At 54.3% G+C, this 15,975-nt stretch carries 13 protein-coding genes; 9 read left to right on the top strand and 4 right to left on the bottom strand.

Features of this window, described 5'->3' with window-relative positions:
- Nucleotide 1 precedes the first annotated feature (1 nt).
- The gene (gene gpmI / locus FPZ45_RS14535; RefSeq protein ID WP_144703072.1) at nt 2–1,537 is read left to right on the top strand and encodes a 2,3-bisphosphoglycerate-independent phosphoglycerate mutase; all 1,536 of its coding nucleotides are present in this window, start codon (nt 2–4) and stop codon (nt 1,535–1,537) included.
- 30 nt (nt 1,538–1,567) lie between these two features.
- Nucleotides 1,568–2,860, top strand: coding sequence for a phosphopyruvate hydratase (gene eno, locus FPZ45_RS14530; RefSeq protein ID WP_144703069.1), 1,293 nt, complete (start codon nt 1,568–1,570; stop codon nt 2,858–2,860).
- A gap of 81 nt (nt 2,861–2,941) precedes the next feature.
- Here eno and FPZ45_RS14525 read toward each other — a convergent pair whose 3' ends face one another.
- Nucleotides 2,942–4,207, bottom strand: a complete 1,266-nt coding sequence (locus tag FPZ45_RS14525; protein ID WP_144703066.1) for an ABC transporter substrate-binding protein — start codon at nt 4,205–4,207, stop codon at nt 2,942–2,944.
- Nucleotides 4,208–4,542: 335 nt separating this feature from the next.
- Here FPZ45_RS14525 and FPZ45_RS14520 point away from each other — a divergent pair, with 335 nt between their 5' ends.
- The 3 genes from FPZ45_RS14520 (at nt 4,543) to FPZ45_RS14510 (ending at nt 7,744) form a co-directional block, all read left to right on the top strand.
- Complete coding sequence (locus FPZ45_RS14520) at nt 4,543–5,907, top strand: ABC transporter substrate-binding protein (protein ID WP_144703063.1); 1,365 nt, start codon at nt 4,543–4,545, stop codon at nt 5,905–5,907.
- Between the two features lie 93 nt (nt 5,908–6,000).
- Complete coding sequence (locus FPZ45_RS14515; protein WP_144703060.1) at nt 6,001–6,891, top strand: carbohydrate ABC transporter permease; 891 nt, start codon at nt 6,001–6,003, stop codon at nt 6,889–6,891.
- A gap of 19 nt (nt 6,892–6,910) precedes the next feature.
- Nucleotides 6,911–7,744 carry a carbohydrate ABC transporter permease gene (locus tag FPZ45_RS14510; protein WP_144703057.1) on the top strand — a complete coding sequence of 278 codons (834 nt, stop codon included), beginning with the start codon at nt 6,911–6,913 and terminating at the stop codon, nt 7,742–7,744.
- Nucleotides 7,745–7,755: 11 nt separating this feature from the next.
- On the opposite strand, the gene FPZ45_RS14505 is transcribed toward FPZ45_RS14510, so the two are convergent.
- Nucleotides 7,756–8,826, bottom strand: coding sequence for an LCP family protein (locus FPZ45_RS14505; RefSeq protein WP_144703054.1), 1,071 nt, complete (start codon nt 8,824–8,826; stop codon nt 7,756–7,758).
- Nucleotides 8,827–9,014: 188 nt separating this feature from the next.
- Here FPZ45_RS14505 and FPZ45_RS14500 point away from each other — a divergent pair, with 188 nt between their 5' ends.
- Nucleotides 9,015–9,779: a sugar phosphate isomerase/epimerase family protein gene (locus FPZ45_RS14500; RefSeq protein WP_144703052.1), complete on the top strand. Its 765-nt coding sequence runs from the start codon at nt 9,015–9,017 to the stop codon at nt 9,777–9,779.
- A gap of 280 nt (nt 9,780–10,059) precedes the next feature.
- On the opposite strand, the gene FPZ45_RS14495 is transcribed toward FPZ45_RS14500, so the two are convergent.
- Both FPZ45_RS14495 and FPZ45_RS14490 read right to left on the bottom strand, forming a co-directional pair.
- On the bottom strand, nt 10,060–10,683 hold the full coding sequence (locus FPZ45_RS14495) for a TetR/AcrR family transcriptional regulator (RefSeq protein ID WP_144703049.1): 624 nt from the start codon (nt 10,681–10,683) through the stop codon (nt 10,060–10,062).
- Between the two features lie 76 nt (nt 10,684–10,759).
- Nucleotides 10,760–11,332, bottom strand: coding sequence for a metal-dependent hydrolase (locus tag FPZ45_RS14490; protein ID WP_144703046.1), 573 nt, complete (start codon nt 11,330–11,332; stop codon nt 10,760–10,762).
- Nucleotides 11,333–11,485: 153 nt separating this feature from the next.
- On the opposite strand from FPZ45_RS14490, the gene FPZ45_RS14485 reads away from it, so the two are divergent.
- The 3 genes from FPZ45_RS14485 to rnr all read left to right on the top strand — a co-directional run bounded on the left by FPZ45_RS14485 (nt 11,486) and on the right by rnr (nt 15,961).
- Nucleotides 11,486–12,664, top strand: coding sequence for a GNAT family N-acetyltransferase (locus tag FPZ45_RS14485; protein ID WP_186438407.1), 1,179 nt, complete (start codon nt 11,486–11,488; stop codon nt 12,662–12,664).
- Between the two features lie 124 nt (nt 12,665–12,788).
- Nucleotides 12,789–13,025, top strand: coding sequence for a preprotein translocase subunit SecG (gene secG / locus FPZ45_RS14480; protein WP_144703040.1), 237 nt, complete (start codon nt 12,789–12,791; stop codon nt 13,023–13,025).
- A gap of 134 nt (nt 13,026–13,159) precedes the next feature.
- Nucleotides 13,160–15,961 (top strand): ribonuclease R, encoded by a 2,802-nt coding sequence (rnr, locus tag FPZ45_RS14475; protein ID WP_186438408.1) that lies wholly within the window; start codon nt 13,160–13,162, stop codon nt 15,959–15,961.
- The last annotated feature ends 14 nt before the right edge of the window (nt 15,962–15,975 follow it).

Here is a 15,975-nt window from a genome sequence, read left to right as displayed (position 1 = left end):
GATGGCAGCTCCAAGACCGGTTGCGTTAGTCATTCTCGACGGTTTCGGCCTTCGCGACAACGTTCACGGCAATGCCGTGGCGCAAGCGAAGAAACCGAATTTCGACAGGCTGTGGGATAACTTTCCCCACACGACCTTGACGGCCAGCGGGGAAGCGGTCGGATTGCCGGACGGCCAGATGGGCAACTCCGAGGTCGGACACTTGAATATCGGCGCCGGCCGTATCGTTTACCAAGACCTTACCCGGATTTCCAAATCGATTCGCGATCAGGATTTCTTCGAAAATCCAACGCTCCTCGAAGCGGTACGCCACGCCAAAAGCAACAACAAAAAGCTTCACCTGTACGGCCTGTTGTCCGATGGCGGCGTGCATAGCCACATCGAGCATTTGTTCGCTCTGCTGGAATTGGCCAAGAAGGAAGGGCTTGAGCAAGTTTGCATTCATGGCTTCCTGGACGGCCGGGACGTATCGCCGGACAGCGCGGTGAACTATTTGGCCCAGCTTCAGTCCAAGATCGAAGAGATCGGTGTAGGACGCATCGCGACCATCCAAGGCCGGTATTACGCCATGGACCGCGACAAGCGCTGGGAGCGTACGGAAAAATCGTACCAAGCGATGGTCTACGGGGAAGGCCCGACGGCCGTCGATCCGATCGCGGCTGTTAAGGAATCCTACGAGAAGTCGGTCTTCGACGAGTTCGTCTTGCCGACGGTTATCGTAGGAGCGGACGGCAAGCCGGTCGGATTGGTCGAATCCGAAGATTCGGTCATTTTCTTCAACTTCCGTCCGGATCGCGCGATCCAACTGTCGAACGTATTTACCAACGAAGATTTCCGTGGTTTCGACCGCGGGCCGGGATTCCCGAAAAACCTGCATTTCGTGTGCATGACGTTGTTCGCGGAAACCGTAGGCGGTTACGTTGCGTATAAGCCTAAGGAGCTGGATAATACGTTCGGCGAAGTACTTGTGCAGCACGGGAAAAAGCAACTCAGAATCGCCGAGACGGAGAAGTACCCGCACGTCACGTTCTTCTTCAGCGGCGGTCGCGACCACGTTCTCGAAGGAGAAACGCGTATTCTGATCAACTCGCCTAAAGTCGCTACTTACGACCTGCAGCCGGAGATGAGCATCTACGAAGTTACGGATGCCCTGGTGAAGGAAGTCGAAGCGGACAAACACGACGCGATCGTCCTGAACTTCGCCAACCCGGATATGGTCGGACACTCGGGCATGCTCGAGCCGACGATCAAAGCGGTGGAAGCGACCGACGAGTGTCTCGGCAGAGTCGTCGACGCCGTTGTCGGCAAAGGCGGCGTGGTTGTCATTATCGCCGACCATGGCAACGCCGATATGGTTATCGACGATAACGAACGGCCTTTCACGGCGCATACGACGAACCTCGTTCCTTGCATCGTGACCGAAGCCGGGCATACGCTGCGCGAAGGCGGCGTTTTGGCTGACGTAGCACCTACGCTGCTTAAGCTGATGCAGCTTCCGCAGCCGGAGCAAATGACTGGCAAATCCTTGATTAACTAACCCATACCCCACTAAAGGAGTGTTCTACTCATGACGATGATTACCGACGTATATGCACGCGAAGTATTGGACTCCCGCGGCAACCCTACAGTTGAAGTCGAAGTTCGCTTGGAATCCGGTGCCCTTGGCAGCGCGATCGTTCCGTCCGGCGCCTCTACCGGCGCATACGAAGCTGTCGAGCTTCGCGACGGTGACAAAAGCCGTTACTTGGGCAAAGGCGTTCTGAAAGCAGTAGAAAACGTAAACTCGATCATCGCGCCGGAAATCATCGGCTACGATGCCCTCGACCAAGTCGAAATCGACCAAAAAATGCTTGAGCTCGACGGCACGCCGAACAAAGGCAAGCTGGGCGCTAACGCGATTCTCGCGGTATCGATGGCCGTCGCTCGCGCGGCTGCCGAAGCGCTGGACGTTCCTTTGTACACATACCTGGGCGGCTTCAACGCGAAAACATTGCCAGTACCGATGATGAACATCGTCAACGGCGGCGCTCACGCTGACAACAACGTCGACGTGCAAGAATTCATGGTTCTGCCAGTAGGCTTGCCGACTTTCTCCGAAGCTCTGCGTGCGGGCACCGAAATCTTCCATGCGCTTAAAGCCGTATTGAAAGCAAAAGGCTTGAACACTGCTGTCGGCGACGAAGGCGGCTTCGCTCCGAACCTCGGTTCCAATGAAGAAGCGCTGTCGACGATCATCGAAGCGATCAAGCAAGCCGGCTACAAACCGGGCGAAGACATCTTCCTCGGCATGGACGTTGCTTCCACCGAGTTTTTCAAAGACGGCAAATACCACCTCGAGGGCGAAGGCAAATCCTTCACGCCGGCTGAGTTCGTGGACCTGCTTGCTAGCTGGGTAGACAAATACCCGATCATCACGATCGAAGACGGCTGCTCCGAAGACGACTGGGAAGGCTGGAAGTTGTTGACCGATAAGCTCGGCGGCAAAGTTCAACTCGTAGGCGACGATCTGTTCGTAACGAACACCGAGCGTCTGGCCGACGGCATCGAGAAGGGCGTAGGCAACTCCATCCTCGTTAAAGTGAACCAAATCGGTTCCTTGACCGAGACTTTCGACGCGATCGAGATGGCGAAACGCGCTGGCTACACGGCCGTTATCTCCCACCGTTCCGGCGAATCCGAAGACAGCACGATTGCGGACATCGCGGTTGCGACGAACGCAGGTCAAATCAAGACGGGCGCGCCTTCCCGTACGGACCGCGTCGCGAAATACAACCAACTGCTTCGCATCGAAGATCGCCTGGGCTCCACTGCGAAATACGCGGGCAAAGCGGCGTTCTATAACCTCAACAACCTGAAGTAAGATATATAGACAACTTGGTCAGACATCACGACGACAAGAAGGACGGACCCTTGCGCTTATGCGCGGTCCGTCCTTTTTATGTTACTTATGCACTAACAGAAGTTGGCCATTGGTTTGTATGGAGGAGATCGCTTCGTCTAAAGATTTCTTGCCCTCGCAGACAAGATCGAGCTCTTCCGTAACGAGCGCGCGGAACGACTCATTAAAGCCGGACGGAAGTTGGTTATCGCTCCACCGCTTGACGGCGGGCTTTAAGGCGAAAAACGGTTCAACGTCGAACTCCGGCTTTGCTTGCGCGTAGGCTTGGCGAGAGGGGATTTGAGCGTGCTCCAAACGGGATTCGAGCTTCGCGACTTCTTCGCCATTAATATATTTGACCACTTCCCATGCCGCTCTCTGATGAGATGATTTGCTGTTGATCGCATAGATCGAGGAGAGAAAAATGGCATCCGTTTTGTCCGGATTCTCAGGGTCGACCGGAACCGTAACGACTCCCCATTCGAACGGTCGGTAATTCTGGATCAGTCTCTTTCCCTGCTCGATCTTCGAATAGAAGTTGTACCCGTCTTTCATCATGGCGACCCGGCCGTTCAGGAATGGATCGTTCTCGATCTGGAAGATACTGCTCTGCAATAATTCCAGCGTAGTTGTTCCCTTGGCTACAAGTAATGTATCCGATTGATAGGCATTCAACACGGATTCGATCACTTTTCTCCAACGATCCGAATCGATCAGGAGATTGCGTCCGTCCGGACTAACCGGTGTCAACCCGAGCGTGTTGCCTACCTCCAGGATCAGATCGCAAACGCTTTGCGCGATTCCCGTTTGGTAGCCGTATATTCGCTCTTGTTCGCTCCCCTCTGCCGGGAATCTCCGCGCCAACTGCAACACGTCGTCCCAAGACATCCGGTTCGTAGGCATCTCGACGCCGTACTTCCGAAACAAGTCCGCGTTATAGAAAAGTGCGTCCGCCGAGAATTCTGGCGCCAGTCCGTACAGTTTCCCGTTTCCTCCCTCTCTTAACAAGTCGATGACCGAAGGATAAATATCGCTTAAATCAAAGTTGTCTTGCTTGATAACAGATTCAAGCTCCATCAAGCTTCCATTGGCGACAAACTCTTCGTACAGAGGGGAACTCAGCAACAAAATATCCGGCTGCTTCTCTTTTACTTGTTGGACTCTATCCTCCTTCGTCGTCACGCCGTTGACGGCAACGGGCTCGATCACTTCGAATTCAATATTCGGATATTTCATGCTAAGCAGAGACCCGAATCTCTGATGAAAGTAGTTTTCGTTGGGGAACATGATTTTGAGTTTGACGGGTTCGTTGGGATCGAAGGCCTCCAAGCCGCCTTTAGGCTCGTCTTTGCAGCCGGTCAGGGCGACGATGCCGAGGACGAGGGCGCAGATGGATAAGTATCGTGTTCGGGCAAATCTGTTCGACAGGTAAATCCCCTCCTTAAAACCAACTTAACTGCGATTGGAACAAATTACAAGCGAATAAATAAATAAAAATTGTATATTTTCCTAAGAAAATCTAATAAATGCGGCAGGTGCCTCCCTGTCTTTTCGACAAAACATTTCCCTGTCCTAGCGATACGAATCGACACCTTTAAACGATACGAAACGTTACAATAGGGTTACTTCAGGCTTTGCCAACTTTTTAATGGGAGGGAAATCTAGTGGCAAACGGCAGACGGGCACTCTTATTTGCGATTACGACAGTTGTATGCGGTTCCATTTTGCTTGCCGGATGTTCCGACAGCAAATCTGGTGGCACCAAAAAAACGATTACGATCACCTATCGGGATGACGGCGCAGGGGAGAACGGGACGCTCTACAAATGGCTTAAAGACGTTGCGGCCAAGTATTCGAACGACAAAGTGGAAATCAAGCAGACGCCGATCCAGGCGTCCGAAGGGGACTATTTTGCCAAGATTGCCCTGGCGTTGAAATCGAAAGATACGGCGCCGGATATCGTAACCGAAGACACCTTCATGATCAATTCGGATGCTAGCGCCGGATATTTGTCGCCGCTCGACGATAGGCTGAAAGACTGGTCCGACTGGACGAACGGCTCCTTCATCGAAGCGATGAAGAAAGGCGTGACCGCGAGCGACGGCAAAATATACGGGGTTCCCTACAATACCGACTCGAGGGGACTTTGGTACAACAAGAACATTTTCAAACAAGTCGGTCTTCCGGAAAACTGGGTGCCGAAAACGTGGGATGAAGTGTTGGACGCCGCGAGAACGGTCCAGCAAAAAGCGGGAAGCGACGTCGTTCCGATCTGGATGAACATGGGCAAGGCGACGGGCGAAGCAACCTCCATGCAAACCTATGAAATGCTCCTCTATGGAGCGGGGGAAAGACTGTACGACGACAAGAGCGGTAAATGGATCGTAAAAAGTCAGGGAATCCTGGACGCGCTTAATTTCGTCGCGACCGTGAACAAGGAGAAGCTGGGGCCGCCGCTGTCCAAAGTGCTGAACGGTCAAGCCGGCAACACTTCCTCCCGCGAATACTTGCCGAAAGGCAAACTGGCGATATCGCTGGACGGCTCCTGGATCCCGGGCAACTACTTGGAGAACGGCGCCGCTCCATGGCCGGAATACAAAGACGTGCTTGGCTTTGCGCCTATGCCGACGAGCAAAGGGCAGGCACCCGGCTCCATTACGCTGGCCGGAGGCTGGGCGCTGTCGATTCCGAAGAATGCCCAGCACAAAGACGAGGCGTGGGACTTCATCAAATTCGCACTGAACAAGGAGAATACAGAGAAGCTGGTCATCGCGTCCGGCAACATCACGGTACGGGCGGACGTCGCGAAAGACCCGGAATACACCAAAATGCCGTTTAACGAAATCGCGACCGATTATTTGAAGAACGCCGAATTCCGGCCCGCGCAGGACAAATATCCGGAAGTGTCGACTCAAATCCAGACGATGGTCGAGTCCGTCGCTTCGGGGACGGCGCCGGATGCGGCGGCGGCCAAATATGCACAGGATGTCACTCGGATCGTAGGCGCGGACAAGACGATAGAGAAGTAACGTTAGGCGGCTATGCTCAATCGGTTCTCGCGTTGCGGAGCCGCTTGGGCATAGCGGTTTTTCCAAACATCGGGCGCGGAGGTTGAAGTCTGCATGAGCGGTTTGGCGATAGAGATCGGGCGCGGGAAAAGAAAAAACAAATCTTGGATTTACTTTTTGTTTCCTTCAGTTGCCGTAATGCTGGTATTTTTCATTTATCCGATTTTGCTTACTTTTTTCTATTCGTTCACGAATCTGGCCTTAACAGGGGAATCCGCGAGGCAGCTCAAATTCATTGGCGTCGACAATTATATCCGAATGTTCGAAGACCCGACGGTCCGGGTCAGCATCTGGAACACGCTTATTTTCCTGGTCGGTTCCGCCGTCATTGGCCAGCAGGTGCTCGGGTTTCTCATCGCGCTGTTGATGAAGCATAAAAATCGGATGTTCCGCCGCGTCATCGGGACGATCGTGCTGGCCGGTTGGGTGACGCCCGAGATCGTCTGCGCGCTGTGTCTTTACAGTTTTTTCGGAGACGAGGGCACGCTGAATTCCATCTTTTCTCTCTTCGGTTTGCCGGCCGTCACGTGGCTATATACCGTCCCGATGATTGCGATTATTCTCGGGAATATTTGGCATGGTACGGCATTCTCGATGCTCGTGTTCCAGGCGGCGCTCGACGACGTGCCGAGCGAAATGGAAGAGGCGGCTGTCGTGGACGGAGCATCCCGATGGCAAATTCTGATCAAGATCGTTCTTCCTTTTATCAAAAGCACCATCACCACCAACATGATGCTTGTGACGCTGCAGACGCTGGGCGTATTCGGACTGATCTATGCGATGACCGGCGGGGGGCCGGGAACGGCTACGACTACCTTGCCGATTTTCATGTACAACCAGGCATTCGTCAATTATCAACTTGGCTACGGAACCGCGATATCGCTATTGCTACTGCTGATGGGGATCGTGCTGAGCTTGTTCTATATCCGCTCGATGAAAGAGTAAACCTACAGGGAGACTTCCTATGAACGCGAATCAACGTAAAATGGTCTACCGGGTGCTGCCGTATGCGATACTGACGTTGATCGGCGTCTGTTTCCTGCTTCCGCTGTTATGGGTGCTGGTCTCGTCGATCGATCCCAACGCGATGCAATCGCTCAAAATGCCCGCGCGGTTCACCGGGGCCAACTATGCCGATGTCATCGCCAGCAGAGAAAATCAGCGCGCATTCCTAATCGGGCTCGTCATGTCGCTCGGCCAAGCCGTCCTGCTCGTCATTTTGGGCTTGCTAGCCGCATATCCGCTGTCCCGATACCAAATGAAATACAAAAAGCCGTTTATGTTGACCATCCTGTTCATGACCTCTTTGCCGATTACGGCCGTCATGGTGCCTGTCTATCAGCTGTTCCTCAGTATCAAATTGTACGACAACACGTTCGGTGTCATTCTGTTCTACGTCGCTTCGGCTTTGCCGTACGGGATCTGGATGCTAAAGAACTTCATGGATTCGGTGCCGAGCGATCTGGAGGAAGCCGCCTGGGTAGATGGGGCTTCCGTATTCGGCGGCCTTCGCAAGATCATCGCCCCGCTCATGGTTCCCGGAATTTGCACGGTCGCCATCTTCACGTTTTCCGGAAGCTGGGGCAATTTCTTCGTTCCCTACATCTTGCTCAACACGCCGGAGAAATTTCCGGCATCGCTGAAGCTGTACCAGTTTTTCGGGCTATACGGGATGGTGGACTACGGCAAATTGGCGGCATTCTCCGTGCTGTACGCGATGCCTTCGGTGATTCTATACATCCTTTCGCAACGGTTTATGTCCAAAGGCTTCGGGCTGCAGGGCGGGACGAAAGGATAAGTCGGCTGATCTCAATGATTAAGATTAGCCGTCGTCTCCCCGGCAAGCTGCTCCTTGATGTAGATCCTGACCTTCTCCGTATCGGGAACGAGGACATCCATGCCGTCGATGATCTCGTTTCTGAAGGCGTTCATCTGCGGGATTTGGATGCCGCCAAGGTTGCTCGTGTCGAGCTGCATGCCGAGTCTAGCGAGCTTGAGCAGGTCGCCGGGCGGAATATTCGTCTCGATATAGGGGGCGACGCCGTTGAGGAGCTGCGGCAGCTTGAATAGCGAAGTTGTGGACTTCAGCTTGCTCGCGATGGCGGTCAGGAACTTCCGCTGGCGCTCCGATCTAGCGAAGTCGGACATGGCGTCGCTGCGATAACGGACGTATTGCAGGGCGGTCAATCCGTCGAGGTGTTGCAACCCTTTTTCCAGGTTGATATTGTACTTGGGATCGTCGCGGTTGTCGGTCCGTCGCATGTTCTTGTCGACCTCGAAGTCGATGCCGCCGAGCTCGTCGATCAGCGAGATAAAGCCTTCGAAGTCGGTATAGACGTAATAATGGATCGGCAGATCCAGCAGGTTATGTACCGTCTCCATGGCGAGCAAAGGCCCGCCGAAAGCGATCGCGGCGTTTAACCGGTTGGATCCGCGCTGCGGGATGCTGACGTACGTGTCGCGTAGCAGGGAGAACAAGTGCGTGCTCTTGTCGACGGGATCGATGGAGACGAGGATCATCGTATCCGAACGCGGCTTGGCTTTGCTCTTAACCCCTCGCGAATCTCCGCCCAACAGTAAAATGTTGATGCGTTCGTCGCCGTCCCATTCCGGGGGCTCGATCACGGCCATGGGCGTCGGCGCGCTTCCGTCCGTGGGGAGGACGACATCCGGTTGATTGTTGGCGGGATCGACGTATATTTTCCCTGCGAACGAGTAAATCGAATAAATATAATAGGCCGCCACGGATGCGAAAATAAGGAACACGCCGAGCGAGCTGTATAAGATGATTTGTTTCCTGGTAAAGCGTTTCTTGATCGGGGGTTTCCCGGCAGGCGGTTCCTGTAGATCGGGTTGAATCGGTTGAGTAGGCTGATCCATACGGTTAGTCCATCCTTTCCGATTAGCTGTCACTTTTAATACGACGAAACCCATAGGAAAGTTGTTCCAAATGGCAATGGATTCTCCAAAATGCATACAAAGAGGACAAAAACTCCTATCGTGGGAACGGATGGTTAAGCCTATAATAGAAGGCGGAAGACGACCAATCCATAGGACGGTGGAAAATCATGAGCAAACCGCAAGTGGGCATTCAATTATATTCCGTTCGTGACCGCAGCGAGAAGGATTTCCTCAGCACGATCAGAGAAATCGGCGAGATCGGCTACAAGAACGTGGAACTAGCCGGGTATTACGGGCATTCCGCGAAAGAAGTGCGTCAAGCGCTGGACGACGCGGGCCTGAATGCACCTTCCGCGCATATCGGTCTGACGGTGAACGACGCGGCGATCTGGGATAATGTGAAGAAGCAAGTGGAGTATAGCTTGGAGCTGGGGTTGAAGCGTTTTATCGTGCCGTGGTATCCGCTTGGAGACAATCCGGCTCTCGACGACGTGCACCGGATGGCGGATACGCTGGAGCAGGCGGCAAAGCTGGTCACGGAATCGGGTCTGGCCTTCGGTTACCATAACCATGCGTTCGAGTTCAAGCCGGTTGAGGGTAAACTGGTCATCGATCACCTGATGGAGAGAATTCCCGCCGAGCTGTTGTTCGCGGAGTTTGATCTGGGGTGGGTGAAAGTCGCGGGACAGGATCCGGCGGAATACGTGAAGAAGTATGCTGGACGCCTTCCCCTCGTTCACGCGAAGGACTTCAAGGAAGACGGCACGGATACGGAGATCGGCAAAGGCTCCGTCGATTGGGATTCCGCGCTTAAGGCCTGCGAATCGGCTGGCGTAGAATACATCATCATCGAGCAAGAGCGTTACGATGTCTCCTCGCTCGAGAGCGCCAAGCTGAACTACGCTTGGTTTAAGGAACGCGGTTGGATTTAATGGACGAATGAAAGAAAGAGGCTGTCCCTCAGTTCCGACTATGGGGGGAGCCTCTTTTTTGTGGCGCTATGTAGGGCGAAGGGGAATTGTATGTGAAATTTCATGTATAATCCGCGGTTTGAGCCGGAAATTTGTAAATGTATGTGAAAAATCATATATAATATGCGGGTTAGCGCCCTAATCCAGTAAATGTATGTGAAATTTCATATACAACATGCGTTTTGAACCCAAATATTAAAAATATATATGAAAAATCATATACATGGGGACAACGTCTTTGCTATGACCCGATTTCTTCGCGAAAGCCGGCGATGAGCACTTTGAAAGCCGTCCGGAAGGTCGGGGTTAATCTCTCCAGCAGCCCTTCGACCGTTTCTTCGGAATGGGCGTAAGTGGCCACGATTCCGTATATAGCGAAGAAATAGATTCGCGAATAGGTCAACAATCGTTCGTCCGCAGGGTCCAAGCTTAAGCAATTCCGAAGCGCGTCCGTCAGCAGATTGAATAGAGAGCCGCGAACCCGATTGATTTCCATCTCGGGAGCCGGATTGTCGACCCTGCCGGACTTGACGTTAATGAAGAGATTGTACGTATTCCGATTGTGGAAGCAGAATTCGATAAATGCCAAGCTCAGGTTCTCCAGCCGGGCATCTAACCCGACTTCCTCTTCCGAAAGCCGCTTCATTTCATCCATCAAGGACAGGAGCGGAGGGAGAGACAATTGCTGCAGCAACGCTTCTTTGTCTTTGAAGTAAATATAGATGGTCGTATGGGAGCATCCTGCTTCCTTGGCGATCTCCCTCATCGTTACGGCTTCATATCCTTTGGCAGAGAACAATCGTCCGGCTGCCGATAGAATGCTCGCTTTCGTTTCTTCCGACCTCTGTTCCTGTCTCGTAGCCACGTCCTCATTCCCCCGCTCTTCCACTATGCCAACATTGTAACCAATGGTTAGACTATCGTCAAACTTACCGTAATCCCTAAAACAACCCCGCAACATCCGTAATCAGAAAGAGAATAAGCAATACTCCCAAGACGGCAGCGGATAAATATGCGGCATTCCTGGACTTTCCTTGCGACGTTCTCGGAATGGACCTGACGTACATCGCAAATCCGACGACGAGCAGCAGAAGCTCCAGTCCGGCGGAGAGCCACTCGTATTTCCATATTCCCAGGCCGAGCAGCGGCAGATTGCCCCAATTGCCCGGCAGCAGCGGCAAGTCGGCGCGATGCACGAGAAGATCGAGCACCCAGTGGCTGAAAACGACCGCCCCGAGAATAACTCCCGCACGTCTGCCCCATTGACGTCTGCCCAGCCAACCGGCGATGAATGCCAGGATGAGCGCACCGAGCAACGAATGCGTATAATCCGCATGAATGATGGCTTCGCCGTAGCCGGTCCCGTGAGACTGGTCCATCGTTTCCGCCCCCGTAAGCAGCAACGGTACGAAGGCGATATCCAGCAATTGCGTTCCTACCATCAGCGCCCATAACGGCACTTCAGGCGCTTTGGCGCGAACTCCCGCGGCCAATCCGAAATGTCCTGTAAACATGGGATCCCTCAACTCCTTATCATTTATAACCATCGGTTACTAACCGTTGGTCATATAATAACCAATGGTTACATTACTGTCAACAAAAAATCCAAACCCAAATCTGGTAATATAGGGGGTGTGGTTCGGCAAAAGAAACGGAGGCGGGAATCCATGGAGATCAGGCAGCTTAAAGTGGAAGATTTCGAAGAAAGAATAGCGTTGTCGCAATTTGCATTTCAGATGAAATTATCGGAACAAGATATCGAAACCCGGCGTAAAGCGTTCCGTCCGGAGCGGGATTGGGGAGCGTTCGACGAGAACGGAGCGCTGATGTCCGCGATGCTGATCATTCCGCTGGAAGCGTGGATTCACGGCCGGAAAATCCCGATGGGCGGCATCGCGGGCGTGGCGACGTGGCCGGATGCGAGGAGACAGGGGTGCGTAAGCAAACTGATCCAGCACGCATATAAGGTCATGAGGGACAACGGGCAGACGATCAGCATGCTGCATCCGTTCGCTTTTGCTTTTTACCGTAAATTCGGATACGAATTGACGATTGAACATAAGAAATATACGCTCGAGGCGAGCCAACTGCCACCCCGGACGGAGACGCCGGGGCAAGTCAAACGCATGGCCAAGCTGGACATAGAACTGCTCGACGGGATTTATTCGGACTACGCCATCCGGTATAACGGGAACGTTGCGCGTACGCCGGACTGGTGGACGGATCGCGTGCTGAAGAAAAAAGGGACGACGGCTGTTTATTACAACGCGGAAGGCAAGCCCGAAGGTTATGTGTTCTACGATGTCGAGAACAAGACGATGACGGTTCACGAGATGGCGGCGACGAACGAGACGGCCCGCAAGGCCCTCTGGACCTATATTGGCAACCATGACTCGATGATCGGACAAGCGACGGTAATCGCGCCGATCGATGATTCGCTTCCGTTCCTGCTCGCGGATCCGAGGATCAAGCAGGAGGTCATCCCCTACTTCATGACGCGTATCGTGGATGCGGAAGCATTCGCAAAGCAATACGCATGGGAGAAGGGCGTGGGCGAGGAAGCAGTAGTGATGAAGCTCGAAGACGCTCATGCGCCTTGGAACAACGGGTTGTTCCGCCTTGCGTGGAGCGCGGAGGGCGAGGGCCGGATGGAGCGGCTGAGTGATTCGGAGGCGGGCGAGGAGACGGTTCGTTGCGACATTCAAACGCTGGTGGCGATATTGACCGGCGGCCGAAAACCGACCTGGCTGGCATCCGTCGGACGGCTAAGCGGACCGGAAGAGAGTCTGCGTTTGCTGGAGCGTCGGGTTCCGGAACGTACCCCTTATTTGATGGATTTCTTCTGAGTAGCAGGGCGCCGGCATGGGAAGTGCCATTTTCTCGCAGAATGATGAGAAGGTTGTCAACAGGATAGAGATTATGATAAAATGAGAATACTGTTTTTGTAACGGGATCTAGGGGGTGTAAGCGATGGACGTCGTACTTAAAATAATCTTGGTTGTCTTCTCTCTGGGACTTATTGCGGTCGTATTGCTTCAGAAGGGTAAGAGCGCGGGCTTGTCGGGCGCAATCTCCGGCGGAGCCGAGCACTTGTTCGGGAAGACGAAAGCTCGCGGGATCGATCTGTTCCTGCAACGTCTGACGATCGGGTTGGCGGTTGGTTTCTTCATCCTTTCTTTGGTGGTTGCTTATTTCGTGAAAAACTAGTACGGGATAAGATGAGGCAGGGAGCGCGAGCTTCCTGCTTTTTTTGTAGGTTGCGCGCGGGGTGGAAGGCTCGTCCGATTGCCAAGGCCGCAATGTGTACATACTATACGTAGGACGAGGTGATACGGATGCCGCTGTGCACGGAGCAGGAGCTGCTCAATTTTATGCGGGAGACCGCTTATAAACCGATGACATACAAAGAGTTGGAGAAACATTTCGGCATCGAGGACGCGGCGGAATTCAAAGAATTCCTGCGGATGTTGACCGAGATGGAGCAAGAGGGCAAAATTCTGCTGACCCGTTCGGACCGCTACGGCGTTCCGGAACGGATGAATTTGTTGCGGGGACGCATTCAGACCCATCCGAAGGGCTTTGCTTTCCTCATTCCGGATGATAAGGAACATCCCGATCTGTACATTCATGCGAACGACATGAAAGGGACGATGAACGGGGATATCGTGCTTGCGCGGGTGTCCGCGAAGAACGAGAACGGCAAGCTTGAGGGCGAGATCGTTCGCATCGTCAAGCGGGCGGTGACGCAGGTCGTCGGCCTGTTCCACAATCACGATAGCTTCGGCTTCGTAGAGCCGGACGACAAGCGAATCACGAAGGATGTCTTCATTAAAAGCGAGAACTTCAAAGGCGCGGTGACCGGACAGAAGGTCGTCGTGAACATTATTACTTACCCGGAAGGGCGTACGGCTGCCGAGGGCGAGATTATCGAAATCCTTGGTCATAAGGATGATCCGGGCGTAGACATTCTGAGCATTATTCGCAAGCATGGCCTGCCGGAGAGCTTTCCCGGCGACGTGCTGGAGGAAGCCGAGGCCGCGCCGGATTCGATCACGGAAGAGGAGATCGTTCAGCAAGGCCGCAGGGACTTGAGGAACCGGGTCATCGTGACGATCGACGGAGAAGACGCCAAGGATCTCGACGACGCGGTGAACGTGGAAAGGTTGCCTAACGGCAATCTGCTCCTTGGCGTTCATATCGCGGACGTGAGCTATTACGTGCGGGAGAAGTCGAAGCTGGACGAAGAAGCCTATAATCGGGGCTGCAGCGTCTATCTGGTCGACCGCGTCATCCCGATGTTGCCGCATCGGCTGTCCAACGGCATCTGCTCGCTGAACCCACGAGTGGATCGGCTGACGATGTCCTGCGAGATGGAGTTCGAGCCCGGCACGATGAAGCGGGTGCGTTACGACGTGTTCACGAGCGTTATTCGGACCGTAGAGAGAATGACGTACACGAACGTGCGTAAAATATTGAACGAAGAAGACCAGGAAGTGACCGAGCGGTACGCGGGACTGGTCGATACGTTCAAGCTGATGAAGGAAATGGCCTTGGGCTTGCGGGATATGCGGATGCGCCGTGGCGCGATCGACTTCGACTTCCAGGAGTCGAAAGTGATCGTGGACACGGAGGGCAAGCCGGTCGATATTGTCAAGCGCGAACGGTCCATCGCCGAGCAGATCATCGAGGAATTCATGCTCGCGGCGAACGAGACGGTGGCGGAACATTTTCACTGGCTGAAAGTGCCATTCATCTACCGGATACACGAAGAGCCGACGAACGAGAAGCTGATGACGTTCATGCAATTTGCGAGCAACTTCGGTTATGCGGTCCGGGGCAAGGGAAATACGGTGCACCCGAGGGCGCTGCAGACTTTGCTGGAAGAGATTCGAGGCAAGAAGGAAGAAACGGTACTGAGCACGATGATGCTGCGATCGATGAAGCAGGCGAAATACGAAGCGGAGAGCCTGGGGCATTTCGGGTTGGCCGCGGAATACTATTCGCACTTCACGTCGCCGATTCGCCGTTATCCCGACCTCGTGATCCATCGCGTCATGCGCGAGGTGCTGGAGAACGGGGGAGCGCTGCCGGAGAACCGTTACGATTCCTTGAACGCCCGGATGCCGGACATCGCGCTGCAATCCTCGGAGCGGGAACGCGTGGCGGTGGACGCGGAGCGGGACACGGCGAAGCTGAAGAAGGCCGAGTTCATGCTCGACAAGATCGGCGAAGAGTTCACGGGTATCATCAGCGGCGTCACGAGCTTCGGGATGTTCATCGAGCTGGAAAATACGGTCGAAGGCCTTATTCGTCTTAGCGATCTGACGGACGACTATTATCATTTCCACGAGCTGCATATGGCGTTGATCGGGGAACGGACGTCGAAGATCTACCGAATCGGCGACGAGGTCGAGATCCGCGTGTCGAGGGTGAACATGAGCGACCATACGATCGATTTCGAGATGGTCAACATGAAGCCGCGCAGCGCGGGACGCGTGAACTGGGTCGACGTTCGCGGCCAGGGTGGCGGTGGCGGCAATGCCGCGCGCAAGCGCAAGAAGCTGAACGCCGCGGGTCGGTTTGTCGGCGTCGGCGGCGATCATGGCGGCGGCCGCGGGGGCAAAGGTCCGGGCAAGAAAGGCGGCGTGCGCGAGGATCGGCGCAAACATAAAGTCAATGACGGCGGCGCAAGAGCCGTCGAAGAAGCGCCGGCTGTGGACTTGGACGGAGGCTTCTATAACAGCGTCGTCTCTGGCGGAGGCCGGAGGAAAAAGAAGGCGAAAGCTCCAGCGCCCGTGGTAGAAACGCAGAAGGCTAAAGGCGCGGCGCCTGTGATCGAGAAGCCGAAGGCTGAAAGCGGCGTGCGTTCCGATAGCAAAACGAGCTCGGTCGCGTCCCCGAAAAAAAGGCGTGGTCCGGTACTGGATATGTGGGGATTGCCTCGTTCGGGCAACTACAAAACGATCGACGACGAGGCTGATGGCGGCAAATCCTATGGCAAACGCAAGGGCCGCGACGGCGGAGATCGCGGTCGCGGCGGCGCGGAGGTTAGAGGGAAGAAGCAGGTTTCCAAGACGGAGGCGGTCGTTCCGAAACCGTCCGAGGGAGATAAGCCGCGGAGACGCAAGAAAAAGAACGACTAACGACAAAAACCTTC

Origin of the sequence: Cohnella terricola, assembly GCF_007786475.1 — a bacterium.
In the GTDB taxonomy this organism is placed as follows: domain Bacteria; phylum Bacillota; class Bacilli; order Paenibacillales; family Paenibacillaceae; genus Cohnella; species Cohnella terricola.
Note: the sequence above shows the minus strand (reverse complement) of the source record. Positions and strands in the feature narration are given on the sequence as shown.

Excerpts from the sequence above, each read along its gene's own strand:
- gpmI (WP_144703072.1), top strand. The coding sequence starts at position 2 with ATGGCAGCTCCAAGACCGGTTGCGTTAGTCATTCTCGACGGTTTCGGC.
- eno (WP_144703069.1), top strand. The coding sequence starts at position 1,568 with ATGACGATGATTACCGACGTATATGCACGCGAAGTATTGGACTCCCGC.
- FPZ45_RS14515 (WP_144703060.1), top strand. The coding sequence starts at position 6,001 with ATGAGCGGTTTGGCGATAGAGATCGGGCGCGGGAAAAGAAAAAACAAA.
- FPZ45_RS14510 (WP_144703057.1), top strand. The coding sequence starts at position 6,911 with ATGAACGCGAATCAACGTAAAATGGTCTACCGGGTGCTGCCGTATGCG.
- FPZ45_RS14505 (WP_144703054.1), bottom strand. The coding sequence starts at position 8,826 with ATGGATCAGCCTACTCAACCGATTCAACCCGATCTACAGGAACCGCCT.
- FPZ45_RS14500 (WP_144703052.1), top strand. The coding sequence starts at position 9,015 with ATGAGCAAACCGCAAGTGGGCATTCAATTATATTCCGTTCGTGACCGC.
- FPZ45_RS14490 (WP_144703046.1), bottom strand. The coding sequence starts at position 11,332 with ATGTTTACAGGACATTTCGGATTGGCCGCGGGAGTTCGCGCCAAAGCG.
- FPZ45_RS14485 (WP_186438407.1), top strand. The coding sequence starts at position 11,486 with ATGGAGATCAGGCAGCTTAAAGTGGAAGATTTCGAAGAAAGAATAGCG.
- secG (WP_144703040.1), top strand. The coding sequence starts at position 12,789 with ATGGACGTCGTACTTAAAATAATCTTGGTTGTCTTCTCTCTGGGACTT.